General features: G+C 68.6%; 13 protein-coding genes. 6 read left to right on the top strand and 7 right to left on the bottom strand.

Translation table 11 applies throughout. The features are described from left to right. Window positions 1-63 precede the first annotated feature (63 nt). The gene (locus PYV00_RS13350) at window positions 64-1,110 is read left to right on the top strand and encodes an NAD(P)H-dependent amine dehydrogenase family protein (protein WP_275228761.1); all 1,047 of its coding nucleotides are present in this window, start codon (window positions 64-66) and stop codon (window positions 1,108-1,110) included. Between the two features lie 89 nt (window positions 1,111-1,199). Here the strand turns inward: PYV00_RS13350 and PYV00_RS13345 are convergent, their stop codons facing one another. Continuing rightward, a complete protein-coding gene (locus tag PYV00_RS13345; RefSeq protein WP_428981638.1) occupies window positions 1,200-1,802 on the bottom strand; it encodes a CHAP domain-containing protein in 603 nt (200 codons plus the stop codon). 138 nt (window positions 1,803-1,940) lie between these two features. Here PYV00_RS13345 and der point away from each other — a divergent pair, with 138 nt between their 5' ends. Further along, window positions 1,941-3,317 carry a ribosome biogenesis GTPase Der gene (gene der / locus PYV00_RS13340; protein ID WP_275228759.1) on the top strand — a complete coding sequence of 459 codons (1,377 nt, stop codon included), beginning with the start codon at window positions 1,941-1,943 and terminating at the stop codon, window positions 3,315-3,317. Here der and PYV00_RS13335 read toward each other — a convergent pair. Together PYV00_RS13335 and bfr are read right to left on the bottom strand one after the other, a co-directional pair. Then, window positions 3,283-4,401, bottom strand: a complete 1,119-nt coding sequence (locus PYV00_RS13335) for an AI-2E family transporter (RefSeq protein WP_275228758.1) — start codon at window positions 4,399-4,401, stop codon at window positions 3,283-3,285. The two genes, der and PYV00_RS13335, sit on opposite strands and share 35 nt — an antisense overlap. Window positions 4,402-4,484: 83 nt before the next feature. Next, window positions 4,485-4,967 carry a bacterioferritin gene (gene bfr / locus PYV00_RS13330; RefSeq protein ID WP_275228756.1) on the bottom strand — a complete coding sequence of 161 codons (483 nt, stop codon included), beginning with the start codon at window positions 4,965-4,967 and terminating at the stop codon, window positions 4,485-4,487. Window positions 4,968-4,994: 27 nt separating this feature from the next. Here bfr and PYV00_RS24435 point away from each other — a divergent pair, with 27 nt between their 5' ends. Next, window positions 4,995-5,240 carry a hypothetical protein gene (locus PYV00_RS24435; protein WP_428981636.1) on the top strand — a complete coding sequence of 82 codons (246 nt, stop codon included), beginning with the start codon at window positions 4,995-4,997 and terminating at the stop codon, window positions 5,238-5,240. A gap of 38 nt (window positions 5,241-5,278) precedes the next feature. Here PYV00_RS24435 and PYV00_RS13320 read toward each other — a convergent pair whose 3' ends face one another. Next, complete coding sequence (locus PYV00_RS13320) at window positions 5,279-6,508, bottom strand: DUF418 domain-containing protein (protein ID WP_275228754.1); 1,230 nt, start codon at window positions 6,506-6,508, stop codon at window positions 5,279-5,281. 4 nt (window positions 6,509-6,512) lie between these two features. Next, on the bottom strand, window positions 6,513-7,682 hold the full coding sequence (locus PYV00_RS13315; RefSeq protein ID WP_342803816.1) for an SPOR domain-containing protein: 1,170 nt from the start codon (window positions 7,680-7,682) through the stop codon (window positions 6,513-6,515). A 284-nt stretch (window positions 7,683-7,966) separates the two neighbouring features. Between PYV00_RS13315 and PYV00_RS13310 the strand changes: the two genes are divergently transcribed. From PYV00_RS13310 to PYV00_RS13300, 3 genes are read left to right on the top strand one after another with little or no spacing between them, the layout of a single operon-like run. After that, window positions 7,967-8,686, top strand: a complete 720-nt coding sequence (locus PYV00_RS13310; RefSeq protein WP_275228753.1) for a ParA family protein — start codon at window positions 7,967-7,969, stop codon at window positions 8,684-8,686. A gap of 13 nt (window positions 8,687-8,699) precedes the next feature. Further along, window positions 8,700-9,221: a hypothetical protein gene (locus tag PYV00_RS13305; protein ID WP_275228752.1), complete on the top strand. Its 522-nt coding sequence runs from the start codon at window positions 8,700-8,702 to the stop codon at window positions 9,219-9,221. Window positions 9,222-9,242: 21 nt separating this feature from the next. Next, entirely contained in the window at window positions 9,243-10,625 is a 1,383-nt protein-coding gene (locus PYV00_RS13300; protein ID WP_275228751.1) for an SPOR domain-containing protein, read from the top strand. Window positions 10,626-10,677: 52 nt separating this feature from the next. On the opposite strand, the gene PYV00_RS13295 is transcribed toward PYV00_RS13300, so the two are convergent. Next, window positions 10,678-11,931 carry a dihydroorotase gene (locus PYV00_RS13295; RefSeq protein WP_275228750.1) on the bottom strand — a complete coding sequence of 418 codons (1,254 nt, stop codon included), beginning with the start codon at window positions 11,929-11,931 and terminating at the stop codon, window positions 10,678-10,680. Next, window positions 11,928-12,908: an aspartate carbamoyltransferase catalytic subunit gene (locus tag PYV00_RS13290; protein WP_275228749.1), complete on the bottom strand. Its 981-nt coding sequence runs from the start codon at window positions 12,906-12,908 to the stop codon at window positions 11,928-11,930. Before PYV00_RS13290 ends, PYV00_RS13295 begins: the two co-directional genes overlap by 4 nt.

Genomic DNA, 12,908 nt, shown 5'->3' with positions numbered 1-12,908 from the left:
CCGGAGCAGAGCCCGATCCCAGGCCAGAGAGCCCGGCACGCCGGGTTGAGGAAGGTACATCCCATGTCTCAGAAAACCTATCGCGTCATCCAGTGGGCCACCGGCACGGTCGGCAAGGTCTCGCTGCGGCATTTCGTGGAAAATCCGGCCTTCGAACTCGTCGGCGTGCTGGTGACGAACCCGGAGAAGGTGGGCAAGGATACCGGCGACATCATCGGCTTGCCGCCGACCGGCGTGCTGGCGACCGACGATGTCGAGGCGATCCTGGCGCTGGAGGCGGACTGCGTGCACTTCGCGCCGCTGGTGCAGGATATCGACATGGTCTGCCGCCTGCTGCGCTCGGGCAAGAACGTCGTCTCGCCCGTCGGGCCGGTCTATCCCACGCCGGCCTTCAGCGCCGATGTCGAGAAGATCGAGGCCGCCTGCAAGGACGGGGGAACCTCGTTCCACGGCTGCGGCATCCACCCCGGCTTCGTGGGCGACATCCTGCCGATGACGCTGACGCGGCTGATGGACCGGATCGATCGCATCCAGGTTTACGAGATCGCCGACAAGCTGCGCAATCCCTCGGTCTATATCGAGTTCATGGGCTTCGGCCTCGATCCCGAAGTGCTGAGCACCCAGCCCAATTGCATGGAGGGCGCGATGTATGCTTTCGCCCAGTCCATGGCGCTGGTGGTGGAAGGGCTGGGCAAGACGATCGAGAACCTGACCGAAAAGCACGAGATCGCCACTGCCCGGAACGACATCGCCTATCCCGGCGGCGTCATCCGGGCCGGGACGGTGGCCGGCCAGCATTGGGAATGGACGGCATGGGCGGATGGCGCGCCGCTGATCGTCTATCACCTCTATTACCTGATGGGCGATGACATGGAGCCCGCGTGGAACCTGGGCGACAGCCGCCACCGCATCGTGATCGAAGGCAATCCGGCGATGGAATTGACGCTGATGGCCACAGCCGATGCGGACGGGCGCCATCCTTTCCTGGGGATCACCTGGACCGGGCTGCTGGGCGCCACCGCCATCCCGCAAGTCTGCGAGGCGGCGCCCGGCATGGTGACGCATTTCGATCTGGGCGTGGTGCGCCCGCAAGGGCTGGTGCGGCCGTGACTGGCGGCTTCGGGCGGGGGGTGGCCGTCTGAGGCACAGGCGGCGGCGGGCGAATCGCTTCGCGGCGAGCCGCCTGTGGCCAGCGCGCGTCAGTAGTTTCCGGCGATGATCGCGCCGATCGGGTCCTTCTTGCGGTCCTTCGCCCGGGCCTGCTTCTGCGCCTTGGCCAGCGCGGGCCTGTTTACCTTGTCGCCGCCCTTGCCGGGCTTCTCGTTGTAGATGAAGCCGGCCACCGGCCAGTGCGAGCCGCCCAGGTTGCGGATCGGGGCGTACCACACGCGCACTTCGCTCCAGTCATTGGCGGGCGAAACGTCGATGGCGGTCACGTTGCGTTCGATCTGGCCGCGATTGGACCAGTTGGCGTGGCTGATCAGGATCGTGCGCGCATCGACGATGCGGCTGACCGCCGCGACATGGCCCAGCCGGGAATTTCCATGCGGTTCCAGCGCCATGACCGCGCCCACCCTGGGTTTCGAGCCGCGCGCGTAGCGGCCTGCCGCCTGGCCCCACCAGGTATGCGCGTCGCCGCGAATCTGGATGCCCGAGATCTGCCGGGCGTAAGGCACGCATTGCAGGTAGCCGCCGCCGCTTGCCCGCCGCTCGTCCGACCCGCCTTCGGCGCTGTCGGTATCGATGCTGCTGCTGCGGGCCTGCGCCTGTGCGCCCGCCGCGGCGAGCAGGCCAATCAAGATTGCTGTCCGGTAACCCTTCATGTTGACCGTATTGGCGGGCCAAGGTTAGAGCGATCCTGCAAAGTCTGGTAAACAAACCGGCAAGATTTTGCCGTTTCGCTTGCCAAAGCGCTTTCCCGCGCCCAATTCGCGAAGCCCATGCTTCCGCAGGTCATCATCATCGGGCGTCCGAACGTCGGCAAGTCCACGCTGTTCAACCGGCTCGTCGGCAAGAAAGTCGCGCTGGTGGACGACCAGCCGGGCGTGACGCGCGACCGCCGCTTTGGTGAGGCGCATCTGCTCGGGCTCGATTTCACCATCGTCGATACCGCCGGCTGGGAAGACGACGACGCGCAGAGCCTGCCCGGCCGGATGCGCGCGCAGACCGAAGCCTCGCTGGAAACCGCCGATCTCGCGCTCTTCGTGATCGACGCGCGCGCCGGGTTGACGCCGCTCGATGAAGAGATCAGCCGCTGGTTGCGCGGATCGCCGGTGCCGGTGATCCTGGTGGCCAACAAGGCCGAAGGGCGCGCGGGCGAGGGCGGGTTGCTGGAAAGCTATTCGCTGGGGCTGGGCGATCCGGTGCCGATCTCGGCCGAGCATGGCGAGGGCATGGGCGATCTGTTCGAAGCGCTGCTGCCGCATCTCGAACCGCTTCAGCCGCCCGAGGAAGAGCCGGTGGAGTTCGACGAGGAGGCCTTGCTCAAGGGGCCGCTCAAGCTGGCGATCGTCGGCCGCCCGAACGCGGGCAAGTCCACGCTGATCAACCGCTTCCTGGGCGAGGACCGGCTGCTGACCGGGCCAGAGGCCGGCATCACGCGCGATTCGATCGCGATCGACTGGGAATGGACCGATCCGGCGGGGGGCGAGCCGCGCGCCGTGCGGCTGATCGACACCGCCGGGATGCGCAAGCGCGCGCGCGTGGTCGAAAAGCTGGAGAAGCTGGCGGTGGCCGATGCGCGCCACGCCATCGATTTCGCCGAAGTGGTCGTGCTGCTGCTCGATGCGACGCAGGGGCTGGAGCACCAGGATCTCAAGATCGCCTCGATGGTGCTTGAGGAAGGCCGCGCGCTGCTGATCGCGATCAACAAGTGGGACGTGGCCGAGGACGCGTCGAAGCTGTTCAACGGCGTGCGCCAGGCGCTTGACGATGGCCTGGCGCAAGTGCGCGGCGTGCCGCTGCTCGCGGTTTCGGCGCGCACCGGCAAGGGGCTGGACGAGATGCTGCGCGCCGCCTTCGACATCCGCGAGGCATGGAGCCGGCGAGTGACGACCTCCGCGCTCAACCGCTGGTTCGACGATGCGCTGGCCGCCAATCCGCCGCCGGCGCCGGGCGGCCGGCGGATCAAGCTGCGCTATATCACCCAGGCCAAGACGCGCCCGCCCGGCTTCGTGCTGTTCGGCACGCGGCTCGACATGCTGCCCGAAAGCTACAAGCGCTATCTGATCAACGGCATCCGCCGCGAGCTGGGCTTTGCCTCGGTGCCGATCCGCCTGACGCTCAGGAGCCCGAAGAACCCGTTCGATCCGAAGTAGCCGCGCTTTCGGCGGGCAAGGCCGGGCTGCGCAGCTCTGCCACCATCTTCCACACCGCGATGAACAGCGATGCGATCACCGGGCCGACGATGAAGCCGTTGAGGCCGAACAGTTGCAGGCCCGAAAGCGTGGCGATCAGCACCACGAAATCGGGCATCCGCGTGTCGCGCCCCACCAGGATCGGGCGCAGCAGGTTGTCGATCAGGCCGATCACGAAGAAGCCGCAGCCGGTCAGCACCGCGCCTTGCCAGAACGAGCCGGTGGCGAAGAGGTAGATCGCCACGGGCACCCAGATGATGCCCGTGCCGACGGCCGGCAGCAGCGAGAAGAACCCCATCAGCACGCCCCACAGCAGCGCGCCCTCGATCCCCAGAAGCCAGAAGATCACGCCGCCGACCAGCCCCTGCATCAGCGCGACGACGACAGTGCCCTTCATCGTCGCGCGCACCACGACGATGAAGTGGCCGATCAGCGCGTCGCGCAGCTCCGGCCGCAGCGGCACTGCCGCCTTGATGAATTCGCCCATGCGCTGCCCATCGCGCAGCAGGAAGAACGAGAGGTAGAGCATGACGCCCAGCGCCGCCAGGAAGCTGAGCGCGCCTTGCCCGAACACCAGCGCGCGCGCGGCGATTTCCTGCAGGCCATTGGCCACGCCGCCGCCGAACAGACGGCGCAGCGTCTCGATATCGGCCAGGCCATAAGTATCGACCAGTTCGGACAGGCGACGCGGCAAGGCATCGCGCAACTGTTCGAAGATCGTGCCGAAATCGATGTGGCCTTCGTTGATCTGCACATAAAGGCTGGCCGCTTCCTGCACCAGGCTGATGCCCAGCAGCAGGGCGGGGACGATCGCCAGCGTCAGGATCAGCAGCAGCATCAGCGCGGCGGCGACGTTGTGCCGGCCGCCCAGCCGCGCCGCCAGCTTGCGCGTGGGCGGCTCGAACAAGATCGCGGTGACGAGCGCCCACAGGATCGCGCCGAAGAACGGTGCGATCAGCCAGCCGAAAGCCAGCGTGACAATCAGAACCACGGCCAGAAAGCCGCCGTCCTCAAGCCTCAATCCGCGCAAGTGGTTCCCAGTCATCAGGCTCGGGTGATAGCAGATTCCCGGCGGAATCCATCCACCGCGTTATGCTTTCGCGGGGGCATCGCGCCCCGGCTCCGGCGTCAGGCGCCTTCGGCGGCCTTGCTCTGGAGCTGGGCGTAGTTCGGCAGGCCCATCCGCGCGATCATCTCGAACTGCTTCTCGATGAAATCGATATGCTCTTCCTCGCTTTCGAGGATGCGTTCGAACACTTCGCGGCTGACGTAGTCGCGCACCGCCTCGCAATGGGCGATGGCTTCGCGCAGCAGCGGCACCGCTTCATGTTCCAGCGCCAGATCGCACTTGAGGATTTCCTCGATGCCTTCGCCGATCCTGAGCTTGCCCAGCGCCTGGAAATTGGGAAGCCCTTCGAGGAACAGGATACGCTCGGCCAGCGTATCGGCGTGCTTCATCTCGTCGATCGATTCGTGGCGCTCATACTCGGCCAGCTTGTGGATGCCCCAGTTGTCGAGCATCCGGTAATGCAGCCAGTACTGATTGACGGCGGTCAGCTCGTTCAACAACGCCTTGTTGAGAAAATCGATGACCTGACGGTCCCCTTGCATTGCCCGCACTCCTGTATCGCCCGCACCATGATTATGGGCGGTGTGACGTGGGGTGGCAAGTCAGGCGGCGATGCTGTTGGGGAGATCCTGCGCGAAACGCTCCTCGTCGATGATTTCCGCGGCTTCATCAATGCACTGGCGGCACTGCGGCGGGCAGCCGAGCGAATGGTAGATCGCTTCCACATCGCCGCAACGCTCCCGGGCGGCGGCCCGAAGCTCTATGTCGCGAATCGCATTGCAGATACAAATGTACATGCGGGCACCTCTCTATGAGGCCAACATACGCATTTGCGAATAGATCGCAATAGCAATCAGCGCCGGTTCGAAAGAATGTGCCCCATGGTCAGCGAACGCCACAGCCATTCGAGCGGGCCATAGCGGTATCGCGCCAGCCACGCGGCGCTGGCCGTGAGCATCAGGGCCCAGCCGGCCAGCACGAAGGCCCATTGCCCCGCCGCGCCGACGGTGCCGAACAGGCCAAGCCCCCAGCCATAGAAGATCGCGGTCATCACCGCGCTGGCGGCGATGTAGTTGCTGAGCGCCATGGCGCCGGCGGCGGCGAGCCAGCGGCCGGGCGGGCTGGCGCACAGGCGCGGCGCGGCGATCACCAGCAGCGCGGCATAGGCAAAGGCCATCAGCAGGTGCGGGAAGGCCAGGAACGAGAGCATCGCCTGGCCCATTGCGATGATCGGGAAATGGCGCGGCCACATCCAGGCGAGCACCGCCAGCGTCGCGCCAAGGCCAAGCGTCCCGGCGCCGATCGCGGCCGCCCGGATCGCATGGGCCGGCCAGCGCCCGGCGAAGAAGCCGGTGCGGTACAGCGCCATGCCGATCAGCATCAGCGGCAGCGTCTCGCCCAGGTTCTGCGCGGTCATCTCGAACAGCCAGAACGGCCGCTCGCGCAGTTTGGCCAGCGCGATCGTGCCGAAATCGGCGCCATAGCGGGCCAGCTCGGTGTTGGCGAAGCGGAAGGCGGGCGCCAGCATATCGGCGTGCGCGCGCGCCTGCCCTGCGCTGGCGGCGCCCAGCCGCACCGCTTCCTCGGCCACCACCGCCGGCCAGCCGGTGAACGCGGCCCACATGTGGGTGCCGGTGAAGATCGCGAGCGCGAGCGTGATCATCCCCCCCACCGCCATGCGCCGCAGCAGCAGCGCGACGATGCCGCAAGCCGCATAGGAGAACAGGATATCGCCCCACCAGAACAGCAGGTAGTGAAGCTGGCCGAACACCATCAGCCAGCACAGGCGGCGGAACTGAAGGATATCGCCATCGCGCCCTTGCGCTTCGGCGCTTTCGATGAACAGCATCATGCTGGCCCCGAACAGCAGCGAGAACAGCGCGCGCATCTTGCCTTCGAAGAACAGGAAGGCGAAGGCGAAGGCCGCTTCGTCGGCCGGGGTTGCGGGCAGGATCGCGCCGGGCGACAGGGCGGTGATGGCCGGCCCGGCAAAGCCCGCGATGTTGATCGCCAGAATGCCGAGGACGGCGACGCCCCGGATCAGGTCCAGCGCCGCGACGCGATCCGGCGCGGCCTGGTCCAAGCGGTCAATCCCGCGCGGCGATGCAGGTTATTCCGCCGGCTCGCAATTTGCCGCAGGCAGCCTCGGCGGCGGACTGGCTGGGAAAGCCACCGGCCTGCAGCTTGGTCAGCCGCCCGGCCGGCACCAGCATCCGGGCATGGCCGGCCAGTTCGGGGCGGTTCTTCACCTTGTCCCACAGCTTCTGCGCGTTGCCCGGCACGCCGAACGCGCCAAGCTGCACGCGCCAGCCGCCCGTCGCGCCAGTGGTGGCCGGGGCCGGCGCGGTCGCCGCCGGTGCGGGCTTCGGGGCCGGTTTGGGAGGGGTGGGCTTGGGCGTGGCGGGTTTCGGCGCGGGCCTGGAGGGCGCCGGGGTCGCCTGATCGAGCACGGTGGCGACGCGCGGCACCGGGATCGGCCGCGCGGGTTCGACACGCATTCCGGTGGGCGGGCCCTTCCAGGTATATTCCGCGCCGGCCTGCGCCGGGCTGTCGGTGCCGGCCGCGCGCGCGGCGGCGGCGACGGCATCCTCGGCCGAGACGATCGCGGGCGCGCGCGGCGCGTTGCCGGCGGGCGGCGCGCCCAGATCGGCGGCGGCCACCTGACGCGCGCGGGTGGCCTCGGCCTTGGCCGAGAGCTCGGCGGCGAGCGGCACGCTTTTCTGCCGGTCTTCCAGCGCGATGAACTGGTCCATCTGCGCCAGCGCGCCGGCCGCCTGCGGCAGGCCCGCCTGCTGGGCCAGGCTCATCAGCGCATAGGCGCGCACCCAGTCCTTGGCCACGATATCGCCGTTGAAGTGGGCCAGGCCCAGAATGTATTGCGCGCGCGCATCGCCCCGGCCGGCGGCGGCTTCGATGAACGGCATGGCCTTGGTCCGCGCGCCGCGCTGGAACATCAGCAGGCCATAGTTGTCGGCCGCCTGCAGATGACCCTTGGCGGCCGCCTGCTCGAACAGCGCCTCGGCCTTGGCCAGATCCTGCGGCACGCCGCGCCCCAGCTTGTAGGCTTGGGCGAGATTGAACTGCGCGTCGGGATCGCCCTTTTCGGCCGGAACCTTCCATTCCCGGATCGCGGCGGCATAATCGCCCGCGCCCCAGGCATCGACGCCGGCCTTGACATCGCCCATGGCGGGCGCCGCCAGCGCCGCGCCCAGCAGCGCGATCGAGGAAAGATACCGCCTCAAGCCGATTACGCTCACCACCCTGCCTCCACGTCCCGCCCGGTTTGCGGGGCATCGCACCTGTTGCCGCCGGCAAGAACCACCGGCCCGCGTCAACCGCGCGCCGTCTTGCCTAACTGACATAGTGAAGAACGCATTAGCAAAACCTTTATCATGCCGATTGCCCGTTTTCCGAGGGCGATAAAGCAGTGTTAACCTAAAATTAGGAACGATCTGCGATCCCCCGGACAGACGCATTCATTTTCCGTTTCGGCATTTTCCGTTTGCGGCATTTTCCGTTCTGGCTTGGTGGGGAGCTTGCATTGCGCGTACTGGCATTGGCATCGCAGAAGGGCGGCTCGGGCAAGACCACCTTGTCCGGTCATCTCGCCGTTCAGGCGCAGCGCGCCGGCGCGGGGCCGGTGGTCTTGATCGACATCGATCCGCAAGGCTCGCTGGCCGACTGGTGGAACGAGCGCGAAGCCGAATTGCCCGCCTTTGCCCAGACCACCGTCGCGCGGCTCGCCAGCGATCTGCAGGTGCTGCGCCAGCAGGGTTTCCGCCTGGCCGTGATCGACACGCCGCCGGCCATCACCATGGCAATCCAGAGCGTGATCTCCGTCGCCGAGTTGATCGTCGTGCCGACGCGGCCCAGCCCGCATGACCTGCGCGCAGTGGGCGCCACCGTCGATCTGTGCGAACGCGCGGGCAAGCCGCTGATCTTCGTGGTCAACGCCGCCACGCCGAAGGCCAAGATCACGGGCGAGGCCGCCGTCGCGCTGTCGCAGCATGGCACGGTCGCGCCGATCACACTGCACCACCGCACCGATTTCGCCGCCTCGATGATCGACGGGCGCACGGTGATGGAAGTCGATCCCAATGGCCGCTCCTCGCAGGAAGTGGTCGCGTTGTGGAACTATGTGGCCGATCGGCTGGAAAAGAACTTCCGTCGCACCGTGTTCGCCAGCCCTGCCGCCCAGCCGATGCTGCCCGGCGTCAACCGACCCGTCGGGGGCTTCGGCCGCCGCGTCGCCGGCTCCTGAAGGAGACGGCCCGATGCGCGATCACAAGGAATTCGCCTCGCTCTCTCCCAGCCTGCTGGCCCGCAAGGGCGCGGCCCGGCCGGCGATGCGCCCGCAAGTCCAGCCGCTGCACGAGTTCCAGGAAGCCGCCTCGCGGCCGGCCGAGGACGATCTGGGCTGGAATGACATGGGCCACGATACCGAGCGACACGGGGCGGAACAGCACGGGGCCGAGCAGGGTGCCGAAGTCGTCCCGCTTGACGAAAGCCAGCGCGCCCGGGCCGCGAAGGACGGCCTGCCCGAAGTGGTGCGCCAGCGCGAGGCCATTGTCGAACGCTTCGCGCGGCCGGCCGGATCGCGCCGTTCCGCGCTGGCCGAAGGCCGCCGGGCCGCGTTCACGCTGCGGCTCGATGCCGATCGCCACTTGCGCCTGCGGCTGGCCAGCACCGTGCTGAACCAGAGCGCGCAGGCGATCGTGACGGCCGCGCTCGAACAGTATCTCGCTGAAATGCCCGAAATCACCACGCTTGCGGGCAAGATCCGCAAGCGCGGCTAGCACACCCACTGAGGGGGGATCATGATGCATCGTACCGCCAGCAAGATCAGGCCCGGCCAGCTTGCCATGTGCACCGCGATGGCGGCGGTGATCGTCACCGCCGGCGTCGGCCAGTCGGACTGGGCGCAGGTCATCGCCACCCCGGCTTTCGCCGCGACGTCCGAAGCGCGCGTGGAAAAGCAGGTCAAGCAGGCCGAGCGCGCCGTCGCCAAGATGCCCGATAACGCGCAGGCGCGCGCCGATCTGGCGCAAACCTACCTTTCGGTCGGCCGCTTCGCCTCGGCCGCGACCACCTTCGAGGACGCGGTGGCGCTGGGCGATGCCTCGCCGCGCACCGCGCTGGGCATGGCGCTGGCCTATATCGGCGCGGGCCGTGGCAACGAGGCCGTGACCGTGCTCAACCAATGGCGCGAATCGCTGCCGGCCAGCGACCTTGGCCTGGCGCTCGCGCTGGCCGGGCAGACCGGGCAGGGCGTCACCATCCTGACCGATGCGTTGCGCAATGGCGACAACACGCCGAAGCTGCGCCAGAACCTGGCCTATGCCTATGCGCTGGACGGGCGCTGGAGCGAAGCGCGCCTGATGGCGGCGCAGGATGTGCCGGCCAACCTGCTCGACGCGCGGATCAGCGAATGGGCGCGGCAAGGCAAGCCGGAGGATTACAACGTCCGCGTCGCCGGCCTGCTGGGCGCGCCGCTGCGGGCCGATCCCGGCCAGCCGGCCGCGCTCGCGCTGCGTGCCGCGACGACGGAAAAGCCCGCGCTGGCCGCGCTCACCGCGCCGCAGGCCGGGGGTGATGAAGTGCCGGCGGAGGCGTCAGCGCCCCCGCCCGCCCCCGCGCCAGCACAGGAACTGCCGCCGGTGAAGAGCGGCGAAAGCTTCTGGGGCGGTTCCCCGGCGCAAGTGGCGCAAGCCGCTGTTCCGGCCCCCACGCCGGCCGCCCCGCCGGCGGCGCAGCCCCAGGAGCCGCAGCCGACCGTCGCGCAGGCTTTCGCCGCCGATCCCGCGCCGACGCCCTATGTCTACAAGCCGGTCGAGCAGGCCGTGCCCGCGTCGCCGCGCAAGCCCGCGCCGGCCAGCCCCGCGCGCGCTTATGCCCGCGTGGCCGCCAATCCGACGCACCTGGTGCAGCTTGGCGCGTTTTCCTCGCCCGAGAACGCCAGGCGCGCGGTGAAGATCTTCCAGGCGCGCAATCCCGCGCTGAAGCAGCACGACATGCGCATCACCAAGGCGGTGGTGCGCGGCAAGACGTACTGGCGCGTCGCCGCCGCCGGCTTTGACGGCACTTCGGCCCGCTCGATGTGTTCTTACGTCAAGAGCCAGGGCCGGGGCTGCTTCGCCTATGCGGCGACCGCCCCATGGCCTGCGGTCGCCAGTGCCGCACCTTACCGCGCAAGGCGCTGAACCGGGGCATTTCCTTCCACAAGACCTCTTGCACAGCCTTGGGCTGCTTCCGTCAGGAGGCGGCCCTTTTCTTGGCGCCGACGGGCGATCCGCCCTTGAACAGCGCCAGCACGCGGCCCTGGACGGGCTGCTTGTCGAACGGCGTGTTGCCCGCGCTGGCGGCCATCTTGTCCGAATCGACGATCCACGGGCGATCGGGGTCGATCACCGCCAGATCGGCCTGCGCGCCCACTTCGAGCCGCCCGGCGTTCACACCCAGCAGCCGCGCCGGGTTCGCCGCCAGCAGCGCGAAAGCGCGGCCCAGCGTGATGACGCCATCGCGCACGAGGCTGAGCGTGAGCGGCAGCAGCGTTTCGGCGCCGGCCATGCCCGGTTCGGAATCGGCGAAAGGCAGGCGCTTGTCTTCCGGCCCGCGCGGATCGTGGCCCGAACCGATCACGTCGATCGTCCCGTCGGCGACGGCGGCGAGCACCGCTTTGCGATCGGCTTCGGAGCGCAGCGGCGGCGACAAGTGCATGAACGTGCGGAATTCGGCCATGGCAAGGTCGGAAAGCATGAAATAGGCCGGGCTGACCCCGGCGGTGACGGGCACGCCCCGGGCCTTGGCCGCGCGCACCAGATCGAGCCCGGCCGCCGTCGTCACGTTGCGGAAATGGATGCGCGCGCCGGCCAGTTCGGCCAGTGCGAGATCGCGCGTGATAGCCAGCGCCTCGGCCGCCGCCGGCGCGGCGGGCAGGCCCAGCCGTGTCGCCATCTCGCCCGAAGTGGCGACCGCGCAGCCGGTGATCCCGGCATCCTCGGTATGGGTGCACACCACCAGATCGAGCATCGCCGCGTATTGCAGCAGCCGCAGCATCGTGCCCGAATCGGCGATCCACGCGCGGCCGGTGGCGATCGCGCGCGCACCGGCATCGCGCATCAGCGCGATCTCGGCCAGGCGATCGCCGGCCAGATCGCGCGTAGCGGCCGCGAAGGGGTGGACCCACAAGTCCGGCTTGCCCGATTGCGCGGCGAAGCGCACGCGCGCCGGCACGTCGAGCGGCGGGTCCTGGTCGGGCATCAGCGCGGCCCGGGTGATGCCGCCGAAATGGAACGCCGGCTTGTCGATCGCGAAGACGCCGATATCGACCAGCCCCGGCGCGATCACCTTGCCAGCGGCATCGTGCACGCGGTCGCCCGGCTGGGGCGCCACGTCGCCCAGCGCGACGATATGCCCGTCCACGCAGCGGATCGCGCCCGGCGTCACGCCGCCGTCGGGCAGGACGAGCTGGCCGCCCGTGATGGTCAGCGGGGTGACGCTGCTCATGCCCAGCCCTCCAGGCCGCGCGCCTTGCGGGTCAGCACGTCAAGGCAGGCCATGCGGATGGCGACGCCCATCTCCACTTGCCGGGTGATCAGCGAGCGGCCGACCAGATCGGCGACATTGCTGTCGATCTCCACCCCCCGGTTCATCGGGCCCGGATGCATCACCAGCGCATCGGGCGCGGCCCGCTCCAGCCGGTCGAGCGTCAGCCCGTAAAGGTGGCGGTATTCGCGCGGCGAGGGGATGAACTGGCCCTGCATCCGTTCGAGCTGGAGGCGCAGCATCATCACCACGTCGGCGCCGGCCAGCGCCGCGTCGAAATCGTGGAACGGCGTGACGTTCATCGCCTCGATCGCCTCGGGCATCAGCGCGGGCGGGGCGCAGACGCGCACGTCGGCGCCCAGCGACGTGAGGCACAGGATGTTGGACCGGGCGACCCGGCTGTGCAGGATATCGCCGCAGATCGTCACGGTGAGGCCGTTGAAGGCGCGCTTGGCATGGCGGATGGTCAGCGCATCGAGCAGGGCCTGCGTGGGATGCTCGTGCTGGCCGTCCCCGGCATTGAGCACCGGGCAATCGACCTTGCCGGCGATCAGCCGCACCGCGCCCGAGCTGCCGTGGCGGATGACGATGGCATCGGCATGCATGGCGTTGAGCGTCATCGCCGTGTCGATCAGCGTCTCGCCCTTCTTCACGCTCGATTGCGCGGCGTGCATGTTGACCACGTCGGCGCCCAGGCGCTTGCCGGCGATCTCGAAGCTGAGCAGCGTGCGCGTGGAATTCTCGAAGAAGGCGTTGATGATCGTCAGGCCGGCCAGCAGGTTGCGGTGCTTTTGCGCGTGGCGGTTGAGCTGCACCCACTGTTCCGCCTCGTCCAGCAGGAACATGATCTCGTGCGGCGCGAGGCCGGCGATGCCGACCAGGCCGCGATGCGGGAAGGCCGCCGAGCCCGCCGGATACTGGAATGTTGGCGATGTCAT

Source organism: Novosphingobium album (ex Liu et al. 2023), assembly GCF_029076845.1.
Classification (GTDB): domain Bacteria; phylum Pseudomonadota; class Alphaproteobacteria; order Sphingomonadales; family Sphingomonadaceae; genus Novosphingobium.
Note: the sequence above shows the minus strand (reverse complement) of the source record. Positions and strands in the feature narration are given on the sequence as shown.